Consider the following 26,224-nt stretch of genomic DNA (forward strand, 5'->3'; position numbering starts at 1 on the left):
GTTTACAGACGTGCGGCGATTTCCATCACTACTATTCGCTAGAAGAGCCTGTTTTTATTTGTAAAACAGAATGACTGCTCAACTCATCGACGGCAACGCCCTCTCCCGCCAACTGCGCACCCAAGTGGCCGAACGTGCCGCTGCCCTCAAAGCCAGGGGCGTGACCCCCGGTTTGGCAGTGATCCTGGTCGGCGACAACCCGGCCAGCCAGGTGTACGTGCGCAACAAGGTCAAGGCCTGCGAAGACAGTGGTTTGTACTCTGTGCTGGAAAAGCACGATGCCAGCATGACCGAGGCAGAGCTGCTGGCGCGTGTAGAGGCGTTGAACAACGACCCCAGCATCCACGGCATCCTGGTGCAATTGCCGTTGCCTGCCCACATTGATGCACAAAAGGTGATCGAAGCCATCTCCCCCGCCAAGGACGTGGACGGGTTCCACATTGCCAGCGCAGGCGCACTGATGACCGGCATGCCTGGCTTCTGGCCCTGCACGCCCTACGGCTGCATGAAGATGCTGGAGAGCATTGGCTACGACCTCAAGGGCAAGCACGCGGTGGTGATTGGCCGCAGCAATATCGTGGGCAAGCCCATGGCCTTGATGCTGCTGCAAAAAGACGCCACCGTCACCATTTGCCACTCGCGCACGGCTGACCTCAAGGCCCAGACCCTGCAGGCTGATGTGATCGTCGTCGCCGTGGGCAAGCGCAACGTGCTGACTGCCGACATGGTCAAGCCCGGCGCCGTGGTGCTGGACGTGGGCATGAACCGCAACGACGAAGGCAAGCTCTGCGGTGATGTGGACTTTGAAGGCGTGAAGGCCGTGGCCGGCCACATCACCCCTGTGCCCGGTGGTGTGGGCCCCATGACCATCACCATGCTGCTGGTCAACACCATGGAAGCCGCAGAGCGCGCTGCCGGTTAATTCGGGCAGAAAGCCTTTTCGGCTGTATTGCAACTTGAACCTGCGCGCTGCGCCGCTATCTACATCCGCATGAGCAACGCCCTTCTCGACTTCTCCGCCCTGCCCGCGTTTGATCGCATCCAGCCTGCCGACGTCGGCCCCGCCGTCGATGCGCTGCTGGAAAAAGCGAACGCAGCGCTTGAAACCGTGACCGCGCCGGACTTTCCGGCCGAATGGAACGCCATTGCCAAGGTGCTGGATGTTGCCACCGAGCAATTGGGCATTGCCTGGGGCAGCGTGAGCCACCTCAACAGCGTGGCCGATACGCCGGAGCTGCGTGCGGCCTACAACGCGGCACTGCCACAGGTCACCGAGTTTTGGACACGCCTGGGTGCGGATGAGCGCCTGTACGCCAAGTACAAGGCCATTGACCCCGCCACGCTCAACGCCGAGCAGCAGCGTGCTCACCACAACGCCATTCGCAATTTTGTGTTGAGCGGCGCTGAACTGACTGGCCCCGCCAAAGAGCGCTTCGCGCAAATCCAGGAGCGCCAGGCAGAGTTGAGCCAGAAGTTCAGCGAAAACGCCCTGGATGCGACGGATGCCTTTGCCTACTACGCCACTGCCGAAGAACTGGAAGGCGTACCGGCCGATGTGCAGCAGGCAGCGCTGGCCGCTGCCAAGGCCGAGGGCAAGGATGGCTACAAGCTCACGCTGAAGATGCCTTGCTACCTGCCGGTCATGCAATTCGCCCAACGTGCGGATCTGCGTGAAAAGCTGTACCGCGCTTTCGTGACACGCGCTTCCGAACAAGCCGAGGGCGATGCCCGCAAGTTTGACAACACCGCGCTGATCAACGAAATCCTGGCACTGCGCAAGGAAGAAGCGCAGCTGCTGGGCTACGCCAATTTTGGCGAGGTGTCTGTGGTGCCGAAGATGGCGAAGTCGCCCGCCGAAGTCATTCACTTCTTGCGTGACTTGGCCCACCGTGCTCGCCCTTACGCTGAAAAAGACGTGGCTGACATGCGCGAATTTGCCCGCGCGGAGCTCGGTCTTGCAGCGCCTGAAGCCTGGGATTGGCCCTACATTGCTGAAAAGCTCAAGGAAGCACGCTACGCCTTCAGCGAGCAAGAGGTCAAGCAGTACTTCACAGCCCCCAAAGTGCTGGCGGGGCTGTTCAAGATCATCGAAACGTTGTTCGAGGTAGCAATTCGCCGTGACAGCGCACCCGTGTGGCATCCCTCGGTGGAGTTTTACCGCATTGAACGTAACGGTGAACTGGTAGGCCAGTTCTACCTGGACCAGCCCGCCCGTACCGGCAAGCGCGGCGGCGCCTGGATGGATGACGTGCGCACCCGCTGGTTGCGCCCGGATACCGGCAAGCTGCAAACCCCCGTAGCCCATCTGGTCTGCAACTTTGCCGATGGCGTGGATGGCAAACCTGCGCTGCTGACGCACGACGACGTCATCACCCTGTTCCATGAGTTTGGCCACGGCCTGCACCACATGCTCACGCAGGTCAACGAGCGCGACGTGTCGGGCATTGGCGGTGTGGAATGGGATGCAGTGGAGCTGCCCAGCCAGTTCATGGAGAACTTCTGCTGGGAGTGGGATGTGCTCAAGCACATGACGGCTCACGTCGAGACCGGAGAGTCGTTGCCCCGCGCGTTGTTTGACAAGATGATTGCCGCCAAGAATTTCCAGGCAGGCATGCAGACACTGCGCCAGATTGAATTTGCCCTGTTTGACATGCTTCTGCACACCGAGCACGACCCAGCCAATGACGTGATGCCTTTGCTGGCCAAGGTGCGCGATGAAGTGGCCGTCTTGCAGCCCCCGGCCTTCAGCCGCACACCCCACACCTTCAGCCATATTTTTGCGGGCGGCTACGCGGCGGGCTATTACAGCTACAAGTGGGCCGAGGTCTTGAGTGCCGATGCCTACGCAGCCTTTGAAGAAACGGTGGGGGCTGACGGCCAGCCCAGCATTGAAACAGGTCGCCGCTATCGCAAGGCAATTCTGGAAGCCGGCGGTAGCCGCCCGGCCATGGAGTCATTCAAGGCATTCCGTGGGCGTGAGCCGCAACTGGACGCGCTGCTGCGCCACCAGGGAATGAGCCAGTAAGCCCCCATTCCTGGGATACAGCCCTTCTTGAGGAGAAACCATATGCTGCCCAAAGTTTTGTCTTTGTCCCTGATGCTTGCATTGCTGTCGATGGGGGCCCATGCGCAAACCGTCTACCGCATCGTTGGCCCTGACGGGAAGGTGACGTTCTCTGACCGGGCCCCCGATACGGCCGCCAGTCCGGCGCAAACGACAGCAGGTACGCCCGGTAGCTCCTCTGCTGCGGGCGCAGGTCTGCCTTTTGAACTGGGCAAAGTGGCAGCGCGTTTTCCGGTCACTTTGTACACCGGCCAGAACTGCGCACCCTGCGATACGGCACGGCGCATGCTGGAAGCCCGGGGTGTGCCTTTCTCTGAACGCACGATCAACACGTCGGAAGACCTGCAAGCCCTGACAAAGCTGGGCAGCGATTCGAGCTTGCCTTTCGCCACCATTGGCGGGCAGCAGCTTTCGGGCTATTCGGATTCGGAATGGAACTCCTACCTTGACGCAGCGGGTTACCCAAAGACTTCGCAGTTGCCCAGCAACTACCGCCGTCCTGCAGCAACTCCGCTGACACCACCCAAGCCAGCGCCTGCTGCGGCAGCGGCTGATACGGCTCCTGCTGCGACCGAAACTGTGCGTCGATTGGCCCGCCCCCCTGTGGCCGCACCCGATCCGAATGCCCCCAACCCGAACAACCCTGCGGGAATCAAGTTCTGATAACACTCAGGTTGTAAACAAAAAAGGGGTGCTTTCGGGCGCCCCTTTTTTTGCAGCTGACTGTTGATCGGCGCAGATCAATAAGTCAAGGTTTCCACGCCTTGGGCCGTGCCCAGCAAGCACACGGCCGCCTTCTGGTGGGCAAAAACGCCCACAGTCACCACGCCAGGCCACTGGTTCACTTGCGATTCAAATTCCAGCGGGTTTTGAATGGAGAGGCCCGTGACATCCAGGATGTGCTGGCCGTTGTCGGTCACGAGGGGCTTGCCATCTTTCAGCCGCACCTTGGCCACTCCGCCCAGGGCTTCAAAGCGGCGGGCAATGTGCTGTGTGGCCATGGGGATGACTTCCACTGGCAACGGAAACTTGCCCAGTACTTCCACGCGCTTGGATTCGTCTGCGATACAAACAAACCGCTGCGCCAGGGCAGCCACGATTTTTTCACGGGTCAAGGCGGCACCACCGCCCTTGATCATGTTGCCGTCGCCGTCGATTTCGTCCGCACCGTCGATGTACACCGACAGAGACTGCACTTCGTTCGCATCAAACACCGGAATACCCAGAGCCTGAAGACGCTCGGTGCTGGCCACGGAGCTGGAGACAGCCCCCTTGATGGTCGACTTGATGCTGGCTAAAGCATCAATGAACTTGTTGACGGTGGAGCCCGTGCCCACGCCCACGATGTCGCCGGGCACCACGTATTGCAACGCGGCTTGGCCTACCAGGGTCTTGAGTTCGTCTTGGGTGAGTGAGGAAGGTGTCGTCATGGGAGAAAATCGAAGGTAATTCTTCAATTATCGTTCCATGTCTCTCATCCCCTACTCCCTCACCCGCTCCTTTCTGTTTGGCATGGACCCGGAGGCCGCGCATGACCTGACCATGGACATGCTGGCCAAGGGGCAACGAACCCCGTTGCAGTGGGCCTGGTGCCAAACGCGTGTGGACGACCCTGTGGAACTGGCCGGTTTGCGTTTTCCGAATCGGGTGGGAATGGCTGCCGGGCTGGATAAAAATGCCAGGTGCATCGACGCCTTGGGCGCCATGGGCTTTGGCTTTGTCGAGGTGGGTACCGTCACCCCCAAGCCCCAGCCAGGCAACCCCAAGCCGCGCATGTTCAGACTGCCCGAGGCCCGTGCACTGATCAACCGCCTGGGGTTCAACAATGAGGGCCTTGATGCATTCATCCACAACGTGCAGCGGGCTCAGTTCCGCAAGCAGCATTGCGCAACACCCATGTTGCTGGGGCTGAACATTGGCAAAAACGCCAGCACGCCCATCGAAAATGCCACCAGCGACTATCTTGCGTGCCTGGATGGCGTATACCCGCATGCCGATTACGTGACCGTCAATATCAGCTCGCCCAACACGCAAAACCTGCGGGCTCTGCAAAGCGACGAAGCACTGGATGCTTTGTTGGGAGCCATTGCCGAGCGGCGTGAGTGGCTGGCGAACCAGGAGTTGCCACACGCAGGTAGCGCTGGACGCACCAAACGCAGGGTCCCTATTTTTGTGAAGATTGCTCCCGATCTGGACGAGGTACAGGTCGGGGTGATTGCCAGCACCCTGCAACGCCATGGCATGGACGGAGTGATCGCCACCAACACCACCATCGCGCGCGATGCCGTGCAAGGCATGCCCCACTCCGCAGAAACGGGTGGTCTCAGCGGAGCGCCGGTGCTGGAGGCCAGCAACCGTGTGATTCGTCAGCTCAGAGCAGCGCTGGGCCGTGACTTTCCGATTGTGGGTGTCGGCGGCATCATGAGTGCCAAAGATGCCGTTAGCAAAATCGAGGCGGGTGCCGACGTGGTGCAGATCTACACCGGGCTGATTTATGAAGGCCCTGCACTGGTAGAGCAGGCCGCCAAGGCCATCAAGGCTTCACGGATTAAACGCTGAAGTTAGCAGTGCAGTGGTGGGTCTGTGGAAAGACCCGGCTGCATGCGAATTGCTGGCCGCAACACTGGCCTGGCCTCACTTGCAGCGGGCGCCCTGTTCTGGCGTGATCAGCGGCGAAAGCGCAATATCCAAGGCAGCGCGACGCTGGCCCAGCGCACGAGGCGGCTGGGGCCAAGTGCCATTGCAGCGCCTGCCAAAGCGACCACTGCCGCTGGATGCTGCTTGGCAAATGCCACGCAGCGCAGTACGAGTGAATCGTCGCCAATTCCAGCAGCACCGACCTCCGCACCGCTGTTGGCTTGCGCATAGGCCTTGCGGCGGGCCTGAATTCGTTCCCGCTGCGCAGCGATCCGATGGAGAATCTTTTGCTGTGCAGGCGTGGCAGGCCCCTGAGGCTCCTCTGGATGCATAGAAGGGGTTGGGTCACTCATAGCATATCCTTGATGTCACGCCAGTCCTGCGCAAGCTCGCGGCGCGTTAAAGGAAATCCGTCTTCCGCCCGCTGTACGCTGCGCAGTAGCGCGACGAGCAGGCCAAGCCAAGCGGCCAACCAAACCCCGGCCACCACCCAGCCCGCAACGCTGCGGTACGGGGTGTCCCAAAACTGGACGAGCACGGCCATGGAGACCATCACCATGCTCACCACGGTCAATCCAGCCACCGCCATGGCCAGCGCCAATACGCGCCGGATGTAGCGTTTCTGGTCTTGCCACTCCAGCTTGGCCAGCTCCATGCGGTCTTCCACCGCGATGGCGCCTTCGATCGCCGCCACACGCCAACGGGCGACGATCACATCCAGCCCTAACAAAGCCAGCCAATTCATAGCATGCTGTAGATCGGAGGAGTGGAAGCCACCGCGCTTTAACGGCGGGCCAGCAAAAAGCCCACGAGGGCGCCAACGGCCAAGGCGGCACCGGCCACGCGCCAAGGTTCGTCATGGGCGTAGCGGTCGGCAGCAATCGCTGCGTCCTTGGCTTGGCGAGCGGCGTCTTGCGCTGCACGAATGGCGGATTCACGGGCGGAGTGGATGCCGTCGTCCAGGCGTTGACGCAGCAGCTTGATCTCGGGAACGACGTCCAGGTCTTTGTTGGCCAGCAAGCCGCGCAAGTCAGACACCAGTTTCTCCAGTTCGCCTTGAGTGGTGAAGTGTTCAGATGTGTTCATGGCATTTCCTTTTTAAAAAGACAAGTTGAGACCTAAACCTGCAAAGCACCAACGGTGTCCGCATTGGATGCTGACATCAATGAGGTAACCATTGGAAGTGTCCGTGTGAAAGCATCTTAGCGCCGCTACACCCTGCCAGCCTGTAGGACATCGTCGCGTAGGGTTACAAACTTTGCAGGGAGTTGATCACCCACCCTGGCCGAGTAACTCTGCAACATGGTCAGCAATTGCCAGTGAACTGGTCAAGCCAGGGGATTCGATGCCGAAGAGGTTCACCAGGCCCGCGATGCCATGGTCTTGAGGGCCCTGGATACAGAAATCAGGCGCAGGCTCTCCGGGGCCATGAATTTTGGGCCTGATGCCCGCATAGCCGGGGACCAATGCACCGTCGGGCAGCGCAGGCCAATATTTGCGCACTTCGGCGTAAAACGCATCGCCCCGGCGAGGATCGACTACCAGGTCATCTGCGGAGTCCACCCACTGCACATCTGGCCCAAATTTGGCCTGCCCGCCCAAGTCCAGCGTCAGATGCACGCCCAAGCCCGCCGCCTCGGGCACAGGGTAAACCAAATGGCTGAAGGGGGCCTTGCCAGAGAGGGTGAAGTAGTTGCCTTTGGCAAACCGTGGCTCGGGCACATGAACCGGATCCAAGCCGGCAAATTGCCGCGCAAGTTGAGGGGCGTGCAGCCCCGCCGCATTGATGAGCAAGCGGGTTCTCAAACGGGTACCATCAATCGCTACTAAATCAATAGCGCCTTGCGCAATACTGGCGTGCGCCAAGGCCGAATTCAATGCAACAAGCCCCCCCGCGTTCTCCAGGTCCCCCTGCAGCGACAACATCAGCCCGTGGCTGTCGATGATGCCGGTGCTGGGCGAAAACAAGGCAGCGACGCATTCCAGCGCGGGTTCCATGACCTGCGCCTGGGCTCGATCCAGCCATTGCAAGTCCGTGACACCATTGCTGAGCGCACGGTCGTAAATGCTTCGGAGGCCTTCGCGCTGCTCATCTGAAGTAGCCACCAGCAACTTGCCGCACCGCCGGTGCTCCACGCCACGCTCCTGGGCATAGGCATAAAGCTGCTGACGGCCTGCAACGCACAAGCGCGCCTTGAGCGAGCCGGTGGGGTAATAAAGGCCCGCATGGATGACTTCGCTGTTGCGGGAACTGGTACCTGTGCCGATGGCATCTGCAGCTTCCAGCACCATCACTTCGAGCCCTTGCAAAGCAAGTTTTCGCGCGATAGCCAAACCCACTACACCCGCCCCGACCACCACACATTCCACTTGATCCATCGTTCCTCACCTTTTCTGTGGGTTCTGCTGTTTGTGGCTGCGGTCTCACCGACCCGCTTCAAAGCCGTGAATAACCTGGAGGGCGTTGGCACCCAGCTCGGTGGCTGCATACCCGCCTTCCAGCACCAGGGCTGTCGGCAGGCCCAGGCCTGCCAATCTGCGGCCCAGGGTTGAGAAGTCTTCCGTGGTCAGCGCAAATTGCGAGATGGGATCACCCACATAGGTGTCCAGCCCCAACGACACCACCAAGGCATCGGGAGCATATTGAGAAATGCGAATGCAGGCCGCATCTAGGGCCGCAAACCACTTCGCGACGGAGCTGCCTGCGGGCAGCGGCAGGTTCAGGTTGAAACCCAACCCGGCGCCCTCGCCCTGTTCGTCCGCATGCCCCAGATAAAAAGGGTATTCGGTCAGCGGGTCGCCATGGATGCTGATGAAAAGCACATCTGCGCGCTGGTAGAAGATGCTCTGCGTGCCGTTACCGTGGTGGTAGTCCACGTCGAGCACAACCACCCGTTTGGCTCCTTGGTCTAACAAAGTCTGGACGGCCACCGCTGCGTTGTTCAGAAAGCAGTAGCCGCCCATGAAATCAGGGCCGGCATGGTGGCCCGGTGGTCGGGTGCAGCAAAATGCTGCGGGCGCGCCTGCGGCTATGCGCATGGCGGCACTGGCTGCGGCATCTGCGCCCGCTTTGGCTGCTTCCCAGGTACCTTGGGCCAAGGGCGTTCCGTTGTCCATCGAGTAGAGGCCCAGCTTGGCAATGAAGTTGGTGGGTTCCACATCACTGCGCAATGTGCGCACGGGCCAGACCGATGGGAATGGTTGCGTGGTGGCGTTGACCGGGTCCAGCGCCACCCACTGCACCCAGGCGGATGCCAAAAAGTCGAGGTAGCGCTGACTATGTACCTTTTTTAGCGCTCCTGTGGCATCTGTGTCGGGGGCCAGCAGCTTGTAGCCCGCCTGGCGCAGTGCCTGCTCCACGTAATCGGCGCGCGCGGGTTTCTCAAAGCAGTCCACGCGATTGCCACGAAAAAACTCGTGTGCCGGAGCGTGCAGGTGATGTAGTGGGTTATGAAAGCTGATCATGTGGTGGCTCCGCCGCGATTGGCACCCAGTAGCCCTTCTGAGCAGGCGTGCATCTGGTGCAAAACGAAAGCGAACATTTGTTGAGACAGGCGCTTGATCATTGTGCCTGCAACCTGCCCCTGTCCCGAGCACGCCAACGTGTCTCTGTGAAGACACAAAGAAAAAAGCGCCTTGCAATGCTGCAAGGCGCTTTTGAATTTGGTGGGTGATACATGGATCGAACATGTGACCCCTGCCGTGTGAAGGCAGTGCTCTACCGCTGAGCTAATCACCCGTTGCGCTGCCCCAAGATTTGGGCAACACATCAATCAAAACTGCAAATGGTGGGTGATACATGGATCGAACATGTGACCCCTGCCGTGTGAAGGCAGTGCTCTACCGCTGAGCTAATCACCCGTTTGCGTCAAGCCTTAGATTATGGCACAAATTAAACGGTCGCCGACAATTTTCGCCAAATTGTTTTGCCACCGCTGGATTTATCGATCTGCGTCATGACGTCTTCATGCGCGGCCAATTCCTGCTCATTGGCCGTGATGACCTGCAGCGTGAAACGGCTCAGGTCGACTTGTGCCGAGGCTCCGCCCTCCGCGCCTTCCTGCGCGTCGTCCACGATGAGCAACGCATCCTGGCCGCGGGTCAGGTTGATGTAGACGTCGGCCAACAGTTCTGCGTCCAGCAAGGCTCCGTGCAGCGTGCGGCCCGAGTTGTCGACGCCAAGGCGGTCACACAGTGCATCCAGGGAGTTGCGCTTGCCCGGATACATCTCCTTGGCCATGGCCAGGGTGTCCGTGATGCTGGCCACATAGGTGCTGAAGGGCGCCCGCCCGGTCAACTCCAGTTCCTTGTTGAGGAAGCCCACGTCGAACGCCGCGTTGTGGATGATGATCTCGGCGCCCTGCAAATAGTCCAAGATTTGGGGGGCCACATCGGCGAACTTCGGCTTGTCCTTCAGGAACTCGTTGCTGATGCCGTGAACCTTGAGCGCATCTTCATGGCTGTCGCGCCCTGGGTTGAAGTACAGGTGCAGGTTGTTGCCCGTGAGCTTGCGGTTGAGCAGCTCCACGCATCCCAATTCGATGATGCGGTCACCACCCTCGGCCGAAAGGCCGGTGGTTTCCGTGTCCAGAACAATCTGGCGGGACATCAGTGGTTTTCCTTGGCGTGGTTGATCGTGTACTTGGGAATCTCGATGACCAGGTCTTTCTGGGCCAGGATGGCCTGGCACGACAGGCGCGACTGCGGCTCCAGACCCCACGCGCGATCCAGCAGGTCTTCTTCCTCTTCTTCCGCTGCGTTCAAAGAAGCCAGCCCCTCGCGCACGATCACATGGCAGGTGGTGCAGGCGCAACTCATATCGCAGGCGTGCTCAATGTTGATCTGGTTGTCCAGCAAAGCCTCGCAAATGGATGTACCTGCGGGGGCCGTGATTTCGGTACCTGCTGGGCAGTATTCTGGATGGGGAAGAATTTTGATGACGGGCATGACGTCTGGTTCAGTGCTTGAAATTAGAGGGATTGGACATTCTTGCCGGCCAGTGCCTGCTGAATGCCACGGTTCATCCGTTGTGCAGCAAAAGGCTCGGTGCCTTTGGCCAACGCTTCGGTCGCCGCTTCGATGACTGCTGCATCCTCCGCTTGGAGCTGATCGCGCAGGGCCTGCATCAGCGCGTCGATGCCAGCACGCTCCTGCGCTGTGAGCAGATCGCCATCGGCATCCAGTGCACTTTGGGTGGCCATCAGCATGCGGTCCGCGTCTACCCGGGCTTCCACCACGGCGCGGGCGCGCATGTCTTGCGCAGCGGTGGCAAAGCCGTCTTGCAGCATGCGCGCGATTTGCTCATCCGACAGGCCATACGAGGGCTTCACATCAATGCGCGCTTCCACACCACTGCCCTGCTCTTTCGCACTGACGGACAAAAGGCCATCCGCATCCACCGTGAACGTCACCCGAATGCGGGCGGCACCGGCAGCCATGGGCGGAATGCCCCGCAGTTCGAAGCGTGCCAGGCTACGGCAGTCTTGCACCAGATCGCGCTCACCTTGCACCACATGGATGGCAAGGGCGGTTTGCCCATCTTTGTAGGTGGTGAAGTCCTGTGCCTTGGCCGTGGGGATGGTTTCATTGCGTGCCACGATCCGTTCCACCAGGCCACCCATGGTTTCAATGCCCAGCGACAGCGGGATCACGTCCAGCAACAGCAAGTCGCCTGCGGTGTTGTTTCCTGCGAGCTGGTTGGCCTGGATGGCTGCGCCGAGCGCCACGACCTCGTCAGGGTTCAGGTTGGTCAGTGGCTCGCGGCCGAAAAATTCGGCCACAGCACGTTGCACCTGAGGCATGCGGGTCGAGCCGCCCACCATCACCACGCCCTTCACTTCTTCACGTTCAAGCTGGGCGTCACGCAGTGCTCTGCGCACGGCTGCCATGGAGCGCGCGGTAAGAGCTGCAGTGGCCGCATCGAAATCTGCGCGATTCACATCAAATTGCACGTTACCGCCCGACAGATCAGCGCTAAACGCTACTTTTTCTGTAGCAGTCAAGGCTTCCTTGCAAGCGCGCGCTGCCAGCCGAATGGCTGCTTTGTCTGCAGGGCTCTGGACCGTGCAGCCAGTTTGGGCCACCACCCAGTCGGCCAACGCTGCGTCATAGTCGTCGCCCCCCAAGGCAGAATCGCCACCCGTGGCAATCACCTCGAACACACCCTGCGTCAGGCGCAGGATCGAAATATCGAAGGTACCGCCGCCCAGGTCATACACCGCGTACACACCCTCGCTGGCATTGTCCAGCCCGTAGGCAATGGCAGCGGCAGTGGGTTCGTTGATAAGGCGCAGCAGATTGATGCCTGCCAGCTTGGCTGCATCCTTGGTCGCCTGGCGCTGGGCATCGTCGAAGTAAGCAGGCACCGTGATGACAGCGCCGTACAAATCATCGTTGAAGGTGTCTTCGGCCCGGTAGCGCAGCGTTGCCAGGATCTCGGCGCTGACCTCTACGGGGGTTTTTACGCCGTCGGCCGTGGAAATGCTGACCATGCCGCCTTCTGCTGGCTGCACAAATTCGTAGGGCAATTGTCCAGCTTGTGCCACATCTTGCAAACCGCGGCCCATGAAGCGCTTGACCGACGCAATCGTGTTGCCCGCATCACTGGCCTGGGCGGCAACAGCCTGGTAGCCAATCTGGCGCCCACCTTGCCCCAGATAACGCACTACGGAGGGGAGTAGCACGCGTCCTTCGCTGTCGGGCAGGCATTCAGCCACGCCGTTGCGAACGGCTGCCACCAGGGAGTGCGTGGTTCCCAGATCAATACCCACCGCAATGCGGCGCTGATGGGGGTCGGGGGACTGTCCGGGCTCGGAGATCTGCAAAAGCGCCATGGAATTCTTGTGTTCTACGTGAGTGACCCTGGCGCGTTGGCCAAAGGTCGATAAGGTAACAGCTGCTATTGTCCCAGTTGCTCGCGTCGGCGATCGATGTCGTCGGCAAATCGCGCAATGAACATGAGGGCTCTCACTTGCTGCGCGGCCGCCGGGTAATCGCCTTGTTGGTCGATCAGCGCTTCACACCGCGCCAAACCTGCTTTGCGTGCCTGCATGACTTCATCTTCCAGGGCATCCACAGCAGCCGAGGTTGAGGCATCTTCCAGGGCTTCGCGCCATTCCATTTGCTGCATCAGAAACGCAGGGGGCATGGCGGTGTTGTCGTGGGCCTGGATAGACGCCCCATGGAGCTCGCACAGGTAGGCTGCGCGCCGCAGCGGATCTTTCAAGCGCTGGTACGCCTCGTTGATGCGCACTGACCACTGCATCGCCACCCGCTGGGCTGCGACACCTTGCGCCGCAAATTTGTCGGGGTGGGCTTCTTTCTGGAGTTCTTTCCAGCGGGCATCCAGGGTCGCCCGGTCTTGAGCAAAGCGCTCAGGTACACCAAAGAGTTCAAAGTCATTGGATTGCAGGTTCATGCTGCAGTGCTCGCAGAAAGATCAGTCGTGCTCAAGAAAAAACCGCCAACACGCAGTGCGCTGGCGGTTTCATGGGGGACAGCCAAGCCGGAAGGCCTGTGTGTCAAACGCGGAAGCTCTCTCCACAGCCGCAGCGGTCGCGCTCGTTGGGGTTGTTGAACTTGAAGCCTTCGTTGAGGCCTTCACGCACAAAATCCAACTCTGTCCCGTCGATGTAGGCCAAGCTCTTGGGGTCGATCAACACCTTGACGCCGTGGTTCTCAAAGACCACGTCCTCAGGCTCCGATTCGTCCACGTACTCCAGCTTGTAGGCCAAGCCCGAGCAGCCAGTGGTCTTGACTCCTAGGCGCACACCCAGGCCCTTGCCGCGGCGGGCAAGGTACCTGCTGACATGGCGTGCCGCCGCTTCTGTGAGGGTAATGGCCATTGCTTCAGGCTGCAGGGGTAGCGTGCTTGGCTTTGTAATCGTTCACGGCTGCCTTGATGGCATCTTCCGCGAGGATGGAGCAGTGGATCTTCACGGGCGGCAGCGCCAACTCTTCAGCGATCACGCTGTTCTTCAGGGCCGCTGCTTCGTCCAGGGTCTTGCCCTTCACCCACTCCGTCACCAGCGACGAAGAAGCAATGGCAGAGCCGCAGCCGTAGGTCTTGAAGCGCGCGTCTTCAATCACGCCCGTCTGGGGGTTCACCTTGATCTGCAGCTTCATCACGTCACCGCAGGCAGGCGCACCCACCATGCCGGTGCCCACCGACTCATCACCCTTGTCGAAAGAACCCACGTTACGGGGGTTCTCGTAATGGTCAACCACTTTTTCAGAATAAGCCATGGCAAGTCCTCTTAGGTCGTTTCGGGGCGCGATCAGTGCGCAGCCCACTGGATGGTGCTGAGATCGACGCCATCCTTGTACATCTCCCACAAGGGGCTGAGTTCACGCAGACGGGCTACGTTTTCACGGATGGTGGAGATCGCGTAATCAATTTCTTCTTCGGTCGTAAAACGGCCGATGGTCATGCGCAGGCTGCTGTGTGCCAGCTCGTCGCTGCGGCCCAGGGCGCGCAACACATAGCTGGGCTCCAGGCTTGCCGAGGTACAGGCCGAGCCTGAAGACACAGCCAAGCCCTTGATGCCCATGATCAACGATTCGCCTTCGACGAAGTTGAAGCTCATGTTCAGGTTCTGCGGCACACGGCGCTCCATGCTGCCGTTGATGAACACTTGCTCGATGTCCTTCAGACCGTCGAGCAGACGCTGCTGCAAGGCGCGGGCCTTGGCATTGCTCTCGGCCATTTCTTCCTTGGCGATGCGGAAGGCTTCACCCATACCCACGATCTGGTGCGTAGGCAAGGTGCCCGAGCGCATGCCGCGCTCGTGACCACCACCATGCATCTGGGCTTCCAGACGCACGCGAGGCTTGCGGCGCACGTAGAGGGCGCCCACGCCCTTGGGGCCGTAGGTCTTGTGGGCGGTCATGCTCATCAGGTCGATGGGCAGCACGTTCATGTCGATCTCGACGCGGCCTGTGGCCTGCGCTGCATCCACATGCAGCAAGATGCCCTTTTCGCGGCAGAGGGCGCCGATCGCAGGAATGTCCTGGATCACACCGATTTCGTTGTTCACGAAGAGGATGCTGATCAGGATGGTGTCAGGGCGGATGGCAGCCTTCAGGGCGTCCATGCTCACCAGGCCATCTTCCTGCACATCCAGGTAAGTCACTTCAAAACCTTGGCGTTCCAGTTCACGCATGGTGTCCAGAACAGCCTTGTGTTCTGTCTTGAGCGTGATCAGGTGCTTGCCCTTGCCTTTGTAGAACTGGGCAGCGCCCTTCAGGGCCAGATTGATCGATTCAGTAGCGCCACTGGTCCACACGATTTCACGGGGGTCCGCACCGATCAGGTCGGCCACTTGGGCCCGCGCCTTCTCCACGGCCTCTTCCGCTTCCCAGCCCCAGGCGTGGCTGCGGGAAGCGGGGTTGCCAAAGTGCTCGCGCAACCAGGGGATCATCGCGTCCACCACGCGAGGGTCCACGGGGGTGGTGGCGCCGTAGTCGAGATAGATAGGAAAGTGTGGGGTCATGTTGATGGCTGGCTCAGTTGCGTTTCTGGCTGGCAGCAAAAACGGTTGTCAAAAACAGGTAAACGTACAGGGCGCTGCCGGCCTTTAAGGCCAAGCGCCTCGATAGGCTGTCAGGATTTGGCGAAAGCGTTGCCCAGCGCGAACACGGAGTTCGGGGCATTCACGCGGATCGGCTTGACCACAGGCGTGGTGGAAATAGCGCGGCGCACGATGGGCTTGTCTTCAATTTGCACGCCCTTGGCAAGCTGCTCGTCCACCAGCTTTTGTAGCGTGACAGAGTCCAGAAACTCCACCATGCGCTGATTCAGCGAAGCCCACAGCTCGTGTGTCATGCAACGGCCTGCTTCACCCAGGCAGTTCTCTTTGCCGCCGCACTGTGTGGCGTCGATGGGCTCATCCACAGACACAATGATGTCGGCCACGGTGATCTCACCAGCCTTGCGGGCCAGCGTGTAGCCGCCGCCGGGGCCACGGGTGGACTCGACCAGTTCATGACGGCGAAGTTTGCCGAACAGCTGCTCAAGATAAGACAGGGAGATTTGCTGGCGCTGGCTAATGGCCGCCAGCGTGACGGGACCATTGTTTTGGCGCAGTGCCAAATCGATCATCGCGGTGACCGCGAAACGGCCTTTGGTGGTGAGACGCATGGAAAGCTCCTTGTGCTGAGGCTCGTTCGTTAAAGAAACTGCCTGCGCTGCAAATGGTCAGCACGGGCACCGTCTCCGCCCCTTACTCCGCTCAGCTTTGCCTGTCACGGAGCCCTTCATCGTTGGGCTTTGTTGTTGAGTATTTTGTAAGAGTATATCACAAATCCCTATCGAATTGCTCAGGTTAAAAAACCAACGGGTCACAATTCCCCCTGATCCGTATTGACGTCGGCAAAGCGGATCAGGCCGTGATCGAATCGCTTCCGGGCGCACCAAAGGCGCGGTCCTTGAGTTTGGTCAGTTGATCGCGTACGCGCGCTGCCTGCTCGAATTCGAGGTTGCGAGCGTGTTCCAGCATCAGCTTCTCCAGGCGCTTGATTTCGCGCGAAATGTCCTTCTCGGACATCTCTTCCACCTGAGCCCTTTGCATGGCCTCTTGTTCCAGGCGCTCCGCGTCTTTGCCCGCTTTTTCGCTGTAAACGCCGTCAATCAGGTCTCTTACCCGCTTGACAATGCCGCGCGGCGTAATGCCATGGGCTTCGTTGTGGGCGATCTGCTTGGTGCGCCGCCGCTCGGTTTCGTCCATGGCCTTTTTCATGGAGTCGGTGATGCGGTCGGCATACAAAATGGCCCGGCCATTCAGGTTGCGCGCCGCGCGGCCAATGGTCTGAATCAGGCTGCGCTCGGCGCGCAAAAAACCTTCCTTGTCCGCGTCCAGAATCGCAACCAGCGACACCTCGGGAATATCCAGCCCCTCGCGCAGCAGGTTGATACCCACCAGCACATCGAACGCGCCCAGCCGCAGGTCGCGGATGATTTCCACCCGCTCCACGGTGTCCACATCACTGTGCAGGTAACGCACCTTCACGCCGTTGTCGGTGAGGTAATCGGTGAGCTGCTCGGCCATGCGCTTGGTCAGTGTGGTGATCAGCACGCGCTCGTGCTTTTCCACGCGGATGCGGATTTCCTGCAGCACGTCGTCCACCTGGTGGGTGGCGGGCCGCACCTCCACCACCGGGTCCACCAGCCCCGTAGGACGAACCACTTGATCCACGATCTGGCCAGAGTGGGTTTTCTCGTAGTCGGCTGGAGTGGCCGTTACGAAAATCGCTTGCCGCATGCGCTGCTCAAATTCCTCGAACTTGAGCGGCCGGTTGTCCAGCGCCGAAGGCAGGCGAAAGCCATATTCCACCAATGTGGTCTTGCGCGCGCGGTCGCCGTTGTACATGGCCGAAAGCTGCCCAATCATCTGGTGGCTCTCGTCCAGGAACATGATGGAGTCCTTGGGCATGTAGTCGGTCAGCGTGCTGGGCGGGTCTCCCGGCGCTGCACCAGACAGGTGGCGCGTGTAGTTTTCAATGCCCTTGCAGTGCCCTACTTCGCTGAGCATTTCCAGGTCAAACCGGGTGCGTTGCTCCAGCCGCTGGGCTTCCACCAATTTGCCGTCGGCCACCAGTTGCTGCAGGCGCTCGGCCAACTCCAGCTTGATGGTTTCCACCGCCGCCAGCACCTTGTCACGCGGGGTGACGTAGTGGCTGCTGGGGTACACGGTAAAGCGCGGAATCTTCTGCTTGACGCGCCCCGTGAGCGGGTCGAACAGCTGAAGGCTCTCGATCTCATCATCAAACAGCTCGATGCGGATGGCCAGCTCGGAGTGTTCTGCCGGGAACACGTCGATCGTGTCGCCGCGCACCCGGAACTTGCCACGCGAAAAATCGGCTTCATTGCGCTGGTACTGCATGCGGATGAGCTGCGCAATCACGTCGCGCTGGCCCAGTTTGTCCCCCACGCGCAGCGTCATCACCATGCGGTGATAGCTCTCGGGCTCGCCAATACCGTAGATGGCCGACACGGTGGCCACGATCACCACGTCGCGCCGTTCCATCAGGCTCTTGGTGCAACTCAGGCGCATCTGCTCGATGTGCTCATTGATCGCGCTGTCCTTCTCAATGAACAGGTCGCGCTGCGGCACATAGGCTTCGGGCTGGTAGTAGTCGTAGTAGCTGACGAAATACTCCACCGCGTTCTTGGGGAAGAACTCTCGAAACTCGCTGTACAGCTGTGCCGCCAAGGTCTTGTTGGGCGCAAAAACGATGGCCGGGCGGCCCATGCGGGCGATGACATTGGCCATGGTGAAGGTCTTGCCCGAGCCGGTCACGCCCAGCAGCGTCTGGAAGGCTTCCCCATCCCGCAGCCCCTCCACCAGCTTGTTGATGGCCTCAGGCTGGTCGCCAGCGGGGGGGTACGGCTGAAACAACTCAAACGGCGAGTCTGGGAAGCGGACGAACTCGCCGTCTTGCTTTTCGGGAATGACTTCGGTGATATCTGGCATGGGGCGTGGTCAACAGATGGAGCAGGCCGCCCGTTAAAATCGGCGGAACCCGGCACAGTACACCACGCCCGGATTCTTCGCTACTGACAACCTTTCAAGGATTTTCATGTCTCTGTTCACCGCCGTCGAAATGGCCCCCCGCGACCCCATCCTGGGTCTGAACGAACAATTCAACGCCGACACCAACCCCAACAAGGTCAACCTGGGCGTGGGTGTGTATTTCGACGACAACGGCAAGCTGCCCCTGCTGCAGTGCGTGCAAGCCGCTGAAAAGACCATGATGGAAAAGCCCACCGCCCGTGGCTACCTGCCCATCGACGGTATCGCTGCCTATGACGCAGCCGTGAAGGGCCTGGTGTTCGGTGCGGATTCCGAAGTCGTCAAGAGCGGCCGCGTGGCCACCGTGCAAGCCATTGGCGGCACCGGCGGCCTGAAGATTGGTGCCGACTTTCTCAAGAAGATCAGCCCCAACGCCACCGTGCTGATCTCTGACCCCAGCTGGGAAAACCACCGTGCGCTGTTCACCAACGCCGGTTTCACCGTTGATACCTACCCCTACTTCGACCAGAGCGCCAACGGCGGCCTGGGCGGCATCAACTTTGACGGCATGCTGGCCAAGCTGAAGGTCGCTGCCGCCGGCACCATCGTGCTGCTGCACGCCTGCTGCCACAACCCCACCGGCTATGACATCACCCCTGCCCAGTGGGACCAGGTGATTGCCGTGGTGAAAGAACGCAACCTCACCGCCTTCCTGGACATGGCCTACCAAGGCTTCGGCTACGGTATTGCTGACGACGGCGCCGTGATCGCCAAGTTCGTGGCTGCTGGCCTGAACATCTTTGTGTCCACCAGCTTCTCCAAGAGCTTCAGCCTGTACGGCGAGCGCGTGGGCGCACTGAGCGTGGTCGGCAGCAGCAAGGAAGAAACCGACCGCGTGCTGAGCCAGCTCAAGATCGCCATCCGCACCAACTACTCCAACCCACCCACGCACGGCGGTGCCATCGTGGCTGCCGTGCTGGGCAACCCCGAGCTGCGCGCCCTGTGGGAAAAGGAACTGGGCGAGATGCGCGTGCGCATCAAGGCCATGCGCCAAAAGCTGGTGGACTGACTCAAAGCCGCTGGCGTGAAGCAGGACATGTCCTTCATCACCACGCAGATCGGCATGTTCAGCTACTCCGGTCTGTCCAAGGACCAGATGGTGCGCCTGCGCACGGAGTTCGGCGTGTACGGCACCGACACCGGCCGCATGTGCGTGGCTGCCCTGAACAGCAAGAACATCGACTACGTCTGCCAAGCGATTGCCAAGGTCATCTAACCTGCCTCCTTGCGCTTGACGACAACAAAAAACCGCCTTCGGGCGGTTTTTTGCTTTTTGTGCCTCTAACGCTTATCCATCAAGCGCCAGCAGCTATCAATTCAATAGCTAACCCCACAACACAGAGCGCATGGAGATCGACGCCGACTGGTAGCCCGTGTTGAAGAACCGGGGCATTTCAGAGGGTTGCACGGCCCCTGCGGCATATAGCAGCGGCAAGTAATGCTCGTGCGTGGGGTGGGCTTGCCTGGCCACCGCGCCCAGGCCCATGAAGTTCGGCAGCGCCGCCAGTTGGCCCTTCTTGATCTGGTCTTGCACCACGGTGTCGAACTCTGTGGCCCAGTCATATGCCTCGTTGGCGGCGGTTCCACGGCGGGTGGCGCGCAGGTTGTGCACGATGTTGCCGCTGCCCACAATCAGCACGCCCCGCTCGCGCAGGCGCTGAAGCTGCTGGCCCAGCGCGTAGTGCTCGGCAGGCGGACGGCGGTAGTCCATGCTCAATTGCAGCACCGGTAACAATTTATGTATAACCGTTTGAAGGAAACTGCGGGCAAAGTTCCGCACTCCCCAGCGATCACTCACCCTACCCGCCCTTTCAACCGCCTCATGCCACCCATGTCCTCTTCCGCTCCCCAGCCGCTGAACGGCACAAGCGTTCTGAGCCTTGCGCTGAATCTGCCCGGCCCCGCCGCCCTCATGCGCTGCGCACGCATGGGCGCCACCTGCACCAAGCTCGAACCGCTGGCCCCTGCGCCCTACACCAGCGCAGACCCCATGGCGCTTTACAGCCCACAGGCTTACACCGACATGCACCAAGGCATCCGCGTGGTGCAGGCCCACCTCAAAACCGAGGAAGGCCAGGCTGCACTGCACGCCGAGCTGGAGCGCACGGATGTGTTGATCACCTCCTTCCGCCCCTCGGCCCTCACCAAACTTGGCCTGGGGTGGGATGCCTTGCAAGCCCGCTACCCGCGCCTGTCCCTGGTGCGCATCGTGGGTGCCGCGGGTGAACGGGCCGAAGAGCCTGGGCACGACCTGACCTACCTGGCCGACGCTGGCTTGGTCACGGGCACGGAAATGCCCCCCACGCTGTATGCCGACATGGGGGGCGCCCTGATGGCGAGCGAGGCCGTGCTGCAAGCCCTGCTGGTTCGCGCCCAAACCGGCCAGGGCGCCCTGCTGGAAGTGGCCCTGGCCGACGCCGCCGCCTGGCTGGCCCAGCCCCGGCACTGGGGCCTGACCACGCCCGATGGCGATGTGGGCGGCGCCCACGCTGGCTACCGCATCTACCCCTGCGCCGATGGCCGCGTGGCCGTGGCCGCGCTGGAACCCCACTTTGCCGCCCGCCTGTGCGCAGCCGCTGGGTTGCCTGCCGTGGGCGACGGGCCCACCTTGCGCTCCCCTGCCACGCACGAAGCGGTGGCGAACTTCATCCGCACCCAAACCCGTGCCCAGCTGGACGCGCTGGCGCTGGCCCAGGACATTCCTCTGCACACGCTGGCGTGAAAGGCTGAGCCAGACCCATGCAAAAGACAGGGCAAATCACCCGCTGGGATGCCGAGCGCGCCTTCGGTTTCATCCGCAGCCCAGACTCTGTGGCCGATGTGTTCTTCCATCTGCGCGACTTTCAAGGCCCAGCCGCACCGCGCATGGGCATGGCGGTGGTTTTTGAGGAAATCCACGTGGGCGGCAAAGGGCCACGGGCCATGGCGGTGCGCCCCAGTGCGCAGGCGGTGAGCGGGCCAGGCCGCGCAGCCGACCGGCCCGGTGCCCGTAGCGCCGGCTCGCGCGAAGCACCGCTGTCTGCACGCCGAGGCCCTTGCGCTGCGCAGCGCACCACCGGGGCACACCCGCGCGCGGCTTCGCGGCCTGCAGCCCCGATGCGGCGGCGTACCCAGCGGGTAACGTCCTTGCCTGCCGGGGAACTGCTGCTCATCAGCGCCATGGCTGTGGTGTGGATGGCCATGCTGGCCTGGGCCGTTTGGGCACAGCGCCTGCCCCTGTGGGCGGTGGGTGCAGCCCTGGGGCTGAACCTGTTCACTTTTCTGGTCTACGCCTCTGACAAAAGCGCAGCGCAGCGTGGCATGTGGCGCACCAAGGAAAGCCATTTGCACCTGCTGGCCTTGGTGGGTGGCTGGCCTGCCGCCTGGCTGGCGCAGCAAACGCTGCGGCACAAGTCTCAAAAAGCAGCGTTTCGCGCGGTCTACGCCCTGACGGTGGTGGCGCATTGCGGCGCCCTGGCAGCCTGGCTGCTGGGGCTGGTTGGATGAGCTGACTTGGGTGGCAAGCCCGGGCAGAGTGAGCACGCAAGCACTTCAAAAATCATAGCTGCTAGCGCTTGATGGATGGGCGCCAGAGGCGCTTTTGATGTAAAGCTCAGATGCCAAGTGCTGCGTTCCCCGCAGTTCGCAGTCAAACCGCTGGCTGACACCCGAAGGGCCCCGGCGTCTACACCCCACCTTTTCCGCGCAGGCTTCAATGGCAGTGTCTGCAACACCACGGGAACCGCTCCATGAAGCCACTCATCCTCGACTCCAGCATGACCAACATGTCCGGCGTGTTCTACCCCACCGGCCATGTGTTCGCGCTGTTCCCCGATGAGGACTGCGCGCGGCAGGCGGCCGCGGCGCTGCACAGCGCCGGCCATCAGGGCGAGCTGGCACACGCCAGCCCTGAATTCATCCTGCAAGAAATCGTTCGCACCTTGGGGGGCACCGACATTCCCCTGCCATCGGTGGGTGCGGAAGGCGACATGGTGCGGCGCATTGCCGACTTGGCGAGCAACGGCCACCACGGTGTGCTGATCTGCATGGCAGACAAGGACACGCCCGAACGTGTGGTGGCGGCCATTGCGCCCGAAGGCGCCGCTGCGGCGTTTTACTACCGCACCTTCATCATTGAAGACCTGGTGCCGCAGGCGCCGGAGCAGGAGAGCCAATCGGTGGTGGTGGGAACACACGCGGGGCCGGTCTAGCGGAGCCGCGCGCGACCCGCCCTGTCAACGTGGCTTGCGGGCTGCTGCCTTGAAGGAAGGCTTGCCGCTGCCCGTTACCCGGGGCGGAAGCCCTGTGTGCTGCGTCAGCAACCGGCCCTTTTGGGGCTGGCCCGGTTTGGCGGCCTGCCCTTGCGGCTTGGCCGCTACAGCCTTTTGCCCCACGGGGGTGGAGTTTTTGCGGCGCGCACTTTGGTAGCCGCCATCCGTCAATGGCTGGAAGGTCGGAATCAGGTGGTGCTTGCCGTTGCCGATCAAATCCGCCCGGCCCATGGCCTTGAGCGCTTCGCGCAGCAGCGGCCAATTGTTGGGGTCGTGGTAGCGCAAAAACGCCTTGTGCAGGCGGCGGCGCTTTTCACCGCGCACGATGTCCACTGTTTCTTCTGCCTCGTCGCGCATCTGGCGGCGCACACGGGTCAGCGGGTTGCGGCCCGAGTGGTACATGGCCGTGGCTGTGGCCATCGGGCTGGGGTAGAAGGTTTGCACCTGGTCGGCACGGAAACCGTTCTTCTTCAGCCAGATGGCGAGGTGCATCATGTCCTCGTCGCTGGTGCCTGGGTGGGCAGCGATGAAGTACGGGATCAGGAACTGCTTCTTGCCCGCCTCTTCGCTGAACTTCTCGAACATCTGCTTGAAGCGGTCATAGCTGCCAATGCCCGGCTTCATCATCTTGGACAGCGGCCCCTGCTCGGTGTGCTCGGGCGCAATCTTCAGGTAGCCGCCCACGTGGTGCTGCACCAGCTCCTTCACGTATTCGGGCGACTTCACGGCCAGGTCGTAGCGCAGGCCCGAGCCGATCAAAATCTTCTTGATGCCCTTGAGCGCGCGGCCACGGCGGTAGATCTTGATCAGCGGGCCGTGGTCGGTGGTGAGGTTCTGGCAGATGCCGGGGTACACGCAACTGGGCTTACGGCAGGCAGCCTCGATCTCGGGGCTGCGGCAGCCCAGGCGGTACATGTTGGCCGTGGGGCCGCCCAGGTCGGAAATGGTGCCGGTGAAGCCCTTGACCTTGTCGCGGATGTCCTCGATCTCCTGAATGATCGAATCTTCCGACCGGCTCTGAATGATGCGGCCTTCGTGCTCGGTGATGGAGCAGAAGGTGCAGCCGCCAAAGCAACCGCGCATGATGTTGATCGAGAAGCGGATCATCTCCCACGCGGGGATCTTGGTCGCGCCGTCGTGGCTGCCGTTTTCGTCGGCGTAAGCGGGGTGCGGGCTGCGGGCGTAGGGCAAGTCGAACACGTAGTCCATCTCAGCCGTGGTCAGCGGGATGGGGGGCGGGTTGATCCACACGTCGCGCGCCGTCACGCCTTCGCCATGCGCCTGCACCAGGGCGCGGGCGTTGCCGGGGTTGGTCTCCAGGTGCAGCACGCGGTTGGCGTGGGCGTAGAGCACCGGGTCGCTTTTCACCTGCTCGTAGCTGGGCAGGCGGATCACGGTCTTCTCGCGCGGGGGCACCTTGAGCTTGGACTTGAGCGCAGGGTTGGCCACGAACTGGATTGAAGCGATCACAGGATTGGGGTCATTTTGGCCGCTAGCGCCCGTCCCACAAGCGCTGGCAGCTCCTGAATCAGTAGCACCGCCCTCTTCCTTGCTGCAGCTGGCGCCTTGGGCGGCGGCCTGCTCGCTGGTGGTCATGTAGGGGTTGATGTGTGCTTCCACCGGGCCGGGCTCGTCCACGGTGGTGGAATCGATCTCAAACCAGCCCTTGCCGCTTTCATCATCAGGCCGGCGCACAAAGGCCGTGCCGCGCACATCGGTGATCTTTTCGACAGGTTCGCGGGCAGCAATGCGGTGGGCCACTTCGACCAGGGCCCGCTCGGCGTTGCCGTACAGCAGCAGGTCGCACTTGCTGTCCACCACGATGGAGCGGCGCACCTTGTCGCTCCAGTAGTCGTAATGCGCAATGCGGCGCAGGCTGCCTTCGATGCCGCCCAGAATGATGGGCACGTCTTTGAATGCTTCGCGGCAGCGCTGGCTGTAAACGATGGCCGCGCGGTCGGGGCGCTTGCCGCCCACGTCGCCGGGGGTGTAGGCGTCATCGCTGCGGATCTTCCGGTCGGCGGTGTACCGGTTGATCATCGAATCCATGTTGCCCGCCGTCACTCCCCAGAACAGGTTGGGCTTGCCCAGCACCTTGAAGGGCTCGGCGCTTTGCCAGTCGGGCTGGGCAATGATGCCCACGCGAAAGCCTTGCGCTTCGAGCGTGCGGCCGATCACAGCCATGCCGAAGCTCGGGTGGTCCACATACGCATCGCCTGTGACCAGGATGATGTCGCAGCTGTCCCAGCCCAGTTTCTCCATCTCGGCGCGGCTCATTGGCAGGAACGGGGCCGTGCCAAAGCGCTTGGCCCAGTACGGACGGTAGCTGGTCAAGGGCTTTGCGGCGCGCGCAAAAAAGGAGACGTCAACGGGGGCGTTCATGCAATGGGGAATGGCCGCCGAAGAAGCTTGGCGGCCACCGTCATATCGTGGGGAGGCCGCGATTTTACGGCGCCCGTCGGTTTTTGTCGCTGCATGGGCCGATGGCCCCTTGGCTTGGCGGCCTGTTTCTATACTGCTGGCAGCCCCATCTTTGATTCTTGCCATGACGCACCCCATGCCTCAAAGCCCCATCACCCTGCGCGCACGGGCCCCGGGCGACCTGGGCTGGGTGGTGCAGCAACACGGTGAGGTGTACGCCCGCGAGTACGGCTGGAACGAGCAGTTTGAAGCGCTGGTGGCCGATATTGCTGCCCGGTTTGTGCGCAAGTTTCAGCCCGGGTGGGAACGCTGCTGGATTGCCGAACAAGGCGGCGAACGCCTGGGAGCCGTGTTTGTAGTGCGCAAAAGCCGCACGGTGGCTCAGCTGCGCATGTTGATCCTGGCGCCCTCGGCACGCGGCCTGGGGCTGGGGGCGCGGCTCACCGACGAGTGCATCGCCTTTGCCCGCGCCAAGGGCTACAAAAAATGGTGCTCTGGACCAACAGCTGCCTGACCACCGCCCGGCACATCTACGCACGGCGGGGATTTGTGCTGGTGAAGTCCGAGCCCTACGAAGGCTTTGGACAGCAACTGGTAGGAGAGACCTGGGCGCTGAAGCTGTAGGCATGCCTGCGCAGGGCAGACTTCCCCCCCTGATTCGCCGCCGTACACTTGCGCCCCCATGCCCTACACCCTGGCCGAACCCGCCCACAGCGAACTCATCATCAAAAAAAGCCGCTTCATCGGCTGCGTGCAGCCCATGGCCGACCGTGCCAGCGCCCAGGCCGTGGTGGATGCGCTCTGGAAGCAGCACCCTGGCGCCGCACACATTTGCTGGGCGTTGCTGGCGGGTGGCCAATCTGCCGCAGTGGACGACGGCGAACCGGGCGGCACCGCAGGGCGGCCCATGCTGGACGTGCTGCGCCACCAGGACTTGGAAGGCGTGCTGGCCACCGTGGTGCGTTACTTTGGCGGGGTGAAGCTGGGCGCGGGCGGCCTGGTGCGGGCCTACACCGATGCGGTGGCACAGGCGCTGCTCACGGCCCCCAAGATCACCCTGCAGCGCATGAAAACCCTGCAATGCCAGGTGCCCTACGCACTGGAAGGCATGATTCGCCGGGAAGTGGAAGCCGCAGGAGCGCAGCTGCTCGATGTGCAACACGGCTCGCTCGTCAGCCTGCAGCTGCGTTTGCCCGAAGTGCAGGCACCGGCTTTCGTACAACGCATCAACGACCACGGGCAGGGCCGCGTGGGGTGGGTCACACCCTAGCAGGGCTCACCCA

Annotated in this window: 23 protein-coding genes, 2 tRNA genes and 3 pseudogenes; 10 read left to right on the top strand and 18 right to left on the bottom strand. The window is 61.6% G+C overall.

Features of this window, described 5'->3' with window-relative positions; all coding sequences use genetic code 11:
* Positions 1–70: 70 nt before the first annotated feature.
* The 3 genes from folD to AADJ04_RS09310 all read left to right on the top strand — a co-directional run bounded on the left by folD (position 71) and on the right by AADJ04_RS09310 (position 3,727).
* A complete protein-coding gene (gene folD, locus AADJ04_RS09300) occupies positions 71–922 on the top strand; it encodes a bifunctional methylenetetrahydrofolate dehydrogenase/methenyltetrahydrofolate cyclohydrolase FolD (RefSeq protein WP_341239443.1) in 852 nt (283 codons plus the stop codon).
* Positions 923–991: 69 nt separating this feature from the next.
* Positions 992–3,025: a M3 family metallopeptidase gene (locus tag AADJ04_RS09305; protein ID WP_341239444.1), complete on the top strand. Its 2,034-nt coding sequence runs from the start codon at positions 992–994 to the stop codon at positions 3,023–3,025.
* A gap of 42 nt (positions 3,026–3,067) precedes the next feature.
* Positions 3,068–3,727: a DUF4124 domain-containing protein gene (locus AADJ04_RS09310; protein WP_341239445.1), complete on the top strand. Its 660-nt coding sequence runs from the start codon at positions 3,068–3,070 to the stop codon at positions 3,725–3,727.
* A gap of 77 nt (positions 3,728–3,804) precedes the next feature.
* Here the strand turns inward: AADJ04_RS09310 and rpiA are convergent, their stop codons facing one another.
* The gene (gene rpiA, locus AADJ04_RS09315) at positions 3,805–4,494 is read right to left on the bottom strand and encodes a ribose-5-phosphate isomerase RpiA (RefSeq protein ID WP_341239446.1); all 690 of its coding nucleotides are present in this window, start codon (positions 4,492–4,494) and stop codon (positions 3,805–3,807) included.
* 37 nt (positions 4,495–4,531) lie between these two features.
* On the opposite strand from rpiA, the gene AADJ04_RS09320 reads away from it, so the two are divergent.
* Positions 4,532–5,623 (top strand): quinone-dependent dihydroorotate dehydrogenase, encoded by a 1,092-nt coding sequence (locus AADJ04_RS09320; RefSeq protein WP_341239447.1) that lies wholly within the window; start codon positions 4,532–4,534, stop codon positions 5,621–5,623.
* Between the two features lie 427 nt (positions 5,624–6,050).
* On the opposite strand, the gene AADJ04_RS09325 is transcribed toward AADJ04_RS09320, so the two are convergent.
* The 15 genes from AADJ04_RS09325 to uvrB all read right to left on the bottom strand — a co-directional run bounded on the left by AADJ04_RS09325 (position 6,051) and on the right by uvrB (position 18,171).
* Positions 6,051–6,446 (bottom strand): phage holin family protein, encoded by a 396-nt coding sequence (locus tag AADJ04_RS09325; RefSeq protein ID WP_066693003.1) that lies wholly within the window; start codon positions 6,444–6,446, stop codon positions 6,051–6,053.
* A 38-nt stretch (positions 6,447–6,484) separates the two neighbouring features.
* Positions 6,485–6,787, bottom strand: coding sequence for a DUF883 domain-containing protein (locus AADJ04_RS09330; protein WP_067512465.1), 303 nt, complete (start codon positions 6,785–6,787; stop codon positions 6,485–6,487).
* A gap of 186 nt (positions 6,788–6,973) precedes the next feature.
* Positions 6,974–8,080: an NAD(P)/FAD-dependent oxidoreductase gene (locus AADJ04_RS09335; protein WP_341239448.1), complete on the bottom strand. Its 1,107-nt coding sequence runs from the start codon at positions 8,078–8,080 to the stop codon at positions 6,974–6,976.
* Between the two features lie 45 nt (positions 8,081–8,125).
* Entirely contained in the window at positions 8,126–9,166 is a 1,041-nt protein-coding gene (locus AADJ04_RS09340; RefSeq protein ID WP_142084289.1) for a histone deacetylase family protein, read from the bottom strand.
* Positions 9,167–9,365: 199 nt separating this feature from the next.
* Positions 9,366–9,440: transfer RNA gene (locus AADJ04_RS09345), tRNA-Val, on the bottom strand.
* Between the two features lie 47 nt (positions 9,441–9,487).
* Positions 9,488–9,562: transfer RNA gene (locus AADJ04_RS09350), tRNA-Val, on the bottom strand.
* A gap of 31 nt (positions 9,563–9,593) precedes the next feature.
* Positions 9,594–10,310 carry a DNA polymerase III subunit epsilon gene (dnaQ, locus tag AADJ04_RS09355; protein WP_066691882.1) on the bottom strand — a complete coding sequence of 239 codons (717 nt, stop codon included), beginning with the start codon at positions 10,308–10,310 and terminating at the stop codon, positions 9,594–9,596.
* A complete protein-coding gene (fdx, locus tag AADJ04_RS09360) occupies positions 10,310–10,648 on the bottom strand; it encodes an ISC system 2Fe-2S type ferredoxin (RefSeq protein WP_066691884.1) in 339 nt (112 codons plus the stop codon). The genes dnaQ and fdx overlap by 1 nt, the downstream gene beginning before the upstream one ends.
* A 23-nt stretch (positions 10,649–10,671) precedes the next feature.
* Positions 10,672–12,534: a Fe-S protein assembly chaperone HscA gene (gene hscA, locus AADJ04_RS09365; RefSeq protein ID WP_341239449.1), complete on the bottom strand. Its 1,863-nt coding sequence runs from the start codon at positions 12,532–12,534 to the stop codon at positions 10,672–10,674.
* A gap of 65 nt (positions 12,535–12,599) precedes the next feature.
* Entirely contained in the window at positions 12,600–13,118 is a 519-nt protein-coding gene (hscB, locus tag AADJ04_RS09370) for a Fe-S protein assembly co-chaperone HscB (protein ID WP_341239450.1), read from the bottom strand.
* 103 nt (positions 13,119–13,221) lie between these two features.
* On the bottom strand, positions 13,222–13,545 hold the full coding sequence (iscA, locus tag AADJ04_RS09375; protein ID WP_066691893.1) for an iron-sulfur cluster assembly protein IscA: 324 nt from the start codon (positions 13,543–13,545) through the stop codon (positions 13,222–13,224).
* A gap of 4 nt (positions 13,546–13,549) precedes the next feature.
* Positions 13,550–13,945: a Fe-S cluster assembly scaffold IscU gene (gene iscU, locus AADJ04_RS09380; RefSeq protein ID WP_044395246.1), complete on the bottom strand. Its 396-nt coding sequence runs from the start codon at positions 13,943–13,945 to the stop codon at positions 13,550–13,552.
* A gap of 32 nt (positions 13,946–13,977) precedes the next feature.
* A complete protein-coding gene (locus AADJ04_RS09385; RefSeq protein WP_044395273.1) occupies positions 13,978–15,198 on the bottom strand; it encodes an IscS subfamily cysteine desulfurase in 1,221 nt (406 codons plus the stop codon).
* A 104-nt stretch (positions 15,199–15,302) separates the two neighbouring features.
* A complete protein-coding gene (iscR, locus tag AADJ04_RS09390; protein ID WP_044395244.1) occupies positions 15,303–15,839 on the bottom strand; it encodes a Fe-S cluster assembly transcriptional regulator IscR in 537 nt (178 codons plus the stop codon).
* A gap of 241 nt (positions 15,840–16,080) precedes the next feature.
* The gene (gene uvrB, locus AADJ04_RS09395) at positions 16,081–18,171 is read right to left on the bottom strand and encodes an excinuclease ABC subunit UvrB (protein WP_142084294.1); all 2,091 of its coding nucleotides are present in this window, start codon (positions 18,169–18,171) and stop codon (positions 16,081–16,083) included.
* A 106-nt stretch (positions 18,172–18,277) separates the two neighbouring features.
* On the opposite strand from uvrB, the pseudogene AADJ04_RS09400 reads away from it, so the two are divergent.
* A pseudogene (locus tag AADJ04_RS09400) lies at positions 18,278–19,486 on the top strand (amino acid aminotransferase).
* Between the two features lie 108 nt (positions 19,487–19,594).
* Here AADJ04_RS09400 and AADJ04_RS09405 read toward each other — a convergent pair.
* Positions 19,595–20,002: pseudogene (locus AADJ04_RS09405) on the bottom strand (class III extradiol ring-cleavage dioxygenase); the annotation flags it as partial.
* 99 nt (positions 20,003–20,101) lie between these two features.
* Here AADJ04_RS09405 and AADJ04_RS09410 point away from each other — a divergent pair.
* The 3 genes from AADJ04_RS09410 to AADJ04_RS09420 all read left to right on the top strand — a co-directional run bounded on the left by AADJ04_RS09410 (position 20,102) and on the right by AADJ04_RS09420 (position 22,460).
* Positions 20,102–20,992, top strand: a complete 891-nt coding sequence (locus tag AADJ04_RS09410; RefSeq protein WP_341239451.1) for a CoA transferase — start codon at positions 20,102–20,104, stop codon at positions 20,990–20,992.
* Positions 20,993–21,009: 17 nt separating this feature from the next.
* The gene (locus AADJ04_RS09415; protein ID WP_341239452.1) at positions 21,010–21,756 is read left to right on the top strand and encodes a cold shock and DUF1294 domain-containing protein; all 747 of its coding nucleotides are present in this window, start codon (positions 21,010–21,012) and stop codon (positions 21,754–21,756) included.
* A 242-nt stretch (positions 21,757–21,998) separates the two neighbouring features.
* Positions 21,999–22,460 carry a hypothetical protein gene (locus tag AADJ04_RS09420; RefSeq protein ID WP_341239453.1) on the top strand — a complete coding sequence of 154 codons (462 nt, stop codon included), beginning with the start codon at positions 21,999–22,001 and terminating at the stop codon, positions 22,458–22,460.
* Between the two features lie 24 nt (positions 22,461–22,484).
* On the opposite strand, the gene AADJ04_RS09425 is transcribed toward AADJ04_RS09420, so the two are convergent.
* Positions 22,485–24,902 carry a YgiQ family radical SAM protein gene (locus AADJ04_RS09425; protein WP_341239454.1) on the bottom strand — a complete coding sequence of 806 codons (2,418 nt, stop codon included), beginning with the start codon at positions 24,900–24,902 and terminating at the stop codon, positions 22,485–22,487.
* Between the two features lie 211 nt (positions 24,903–25,113).
* Between AADJ04_RS09425 and AADJ04_RS09430 the strand changes: the two are divergent.
* Together AADJ04_RS09430 and AADJ04_RS09435 are read left to right on the top strand one after the other, a co-directional pair.
* A pseudogene (locus tag AADJ04_RS09430) lies at positions 25,114–25,565 on the top strand (GNAT family N-acetyltransferase); the annotation flags it as partial.
* Between the two features lie 58 nt (positions 25,566–25,623).
* The gene (locus AADJ04_RS09435) at positions 25,624–26,211 is read left to right on the top strand and encodes a YigZ family protein (protein WP_341239455.1); all 588 of its coding nucleotides are present in this window, start codon (positions 25,624–25,626) and stop codon (positions 26,209–26,211) included.
* Positions 26,212–26,224 lie beyond the last annotated feature (13 nt).

The organism is uncultured Acidovorax sp., assembly GCF_964021665.1.
Lineage (GTDB): Bacteria > Pseudomonadota > Gammaproteobacteria > Burkholderiales > Burkholderiaceae_C > Acidovorax > Acidovorax temperans.

What these genes read in the sequence shown, in the direction of transcription:
- folD (WP_341239443.1), top strand. Translation starts at nt 71, where the DNA reads ATGACTGCTCAACTCATCGACGGCAACGCCCTCTCCCGCCAACTGCGC.
- AADJ04_RS09305 (WP_341239444.1), top strand. Translation starts at nt 992, where the DNA reads ATGAGCAACGCCCTTCTCGACTTCTCCGCCCTGCCCGCGTTTGATCGC.
- AADJ04_RS09310 (WP_341239445.1), top strand. Translation starts at nt 3,068, where the DNA reads ATGCTGCCCAAAGTTTTGTCTTTGTCCCTGATGCTTGCATTGCTGTCG.
- rpiA (WP_341239446.1), bottom strand. Translation starts at nt 4,494, where the DNA reads ATGACGACACCTTCCTCACTCACCCAAGACGAACTCAAGACCCTGGTA.
- AADJ04_RS09320 (WP_341239447.1), top strand. Translation starts at nt 4,532, where the DNA reads ATGTCTCTCATCCCCTACTCCCTCACCCGCTCCTTTCTGTTTGGCATG.
- AADJ04_RS09325 (WP_066693003.1), bottom strand. Translation starts at nt 6,446, where the DNA reads ATGAATTGGCTGGCTTTGTTAGGGCTGGATGTGATCGTCGCCCGTTGG.
- AADJ04_RS09330 (WP_067512465.1), bottom strand. Translation starts at nt 6,787, where the DNA reads ATGAACACATCTGAACACTTCACCACTCAAGGCGAACTGGAGAAACTG.
- AADJ04_RS09335 (WP_341239448.1), bottom strand. Translation starts at nt 8,080, where the DNA reads ATGGATCAAGTGGAATGTGTGGTGGTCGGGGCGGGTGTAGTGGGTTTG.
- AADJ04_RS09340 (WP_142084289.1), bottom strand. Translation starts at nt 9,166, where the DNA reads ATGATCAGCTTTCATAACCCACTACATCACCTGCACGCTCCGGCACAC.
- dnaQ (WP_066691882.1), bottom strand. Translation starts at nt 10,310, where the DNA reads ATGTCCCGCCAGATTGTTCTGGACACGGAAACCACCGGCCTTTCGGCC.
- fdx (WP_066691884.1), bottom strand. Translation starts at nt 10,648, where the DNA reads ATGCCCGTCATCAAAATTCTTCCCCATCCAGAATACTGCCCAGCAGGT.
- hscA (WP_341239449.1), bottom strand. Translation starts at nt 12,534, where the DNA reads ATGGCGCTTTTGCAGATCTCCGAGCCCGGACAGTCCCCCGACCCCCAT.
- hscB (WP_341239450.1), bottom strand. Translation starts at nt 13,118, where the DNA reads ATGAACCTGCAATCCAATGACTTTGAACTCTTTGGTGTACCTGAGCGC.
- iscA (WP_066691893.1), bottom strand. Translation starts at nt 13,545, where the DNA reads ATGGCCATTACCCTCACAGAAGCGGCGGCACGCCATGTCAGCAGGTAC.
- iscU (WP_044395246.1), bottom strand. Translation starts at nt 13,945, where the DNA reads ATGGCTTATTCTGAAAAAGTGGTTGACCATTACGAGAACCCCCGTAAC.
- iscR (WP_044395244.1), bottom strand. Translation starts at nt 15,839, where the DNA reads ATGCGTCTCACCACCAAAGGCCGTTTCGCGGTCACCGCGATGATCGAT.
- uvrB (WP_142084294.1), bottom strand. Translation starts at nt 18,171, where the DNA reads ATGCCAGATATCACCGAAGTCATTCCCGAAAAGCAAGACGGCGAGTTC.
- AADJ04_RS09410 (WP_341239451.1), top strand. Translation starts at nt 20,102, where the DNA reads ATGTCCTCTTCCGCTCCCCAGCCGCTGAACGGCACAAGCGTTCTGAGC.
- AADJ04_RS09415 (WP_341239452.1), top strand. Translation starts at nt 21,010, where the DNA reads ATGCAAAAGACAGGGCAAATCACCCGCTGGGATGCCGAGCGCGCCTTC.
- AADJ04_RS09420 (WP_341239453.1), top strand. Translation starts at nt 21,999, where the DNA reads ATGAAGCCACTCATCCTCGACTCCAGCATGACCAACATGTCCGGCGTG.
- AADJ04_RS09425 (WP_341239454.1), bottom strand. Translation starts at nt 24,902, where the DNA reads ATGAACGCCCCCGTTGACGTCTCCTTTTTTGCGCGCGCCGCAAAGCCC.
- AADJ04_RS09435 (WP_341239455.1), top strand. Translation starts at nt 25,624, where the DNA reads ATGCCCTACACCCTGGCCGAACCCGCCCACAGCGAACTCATCATCAAA.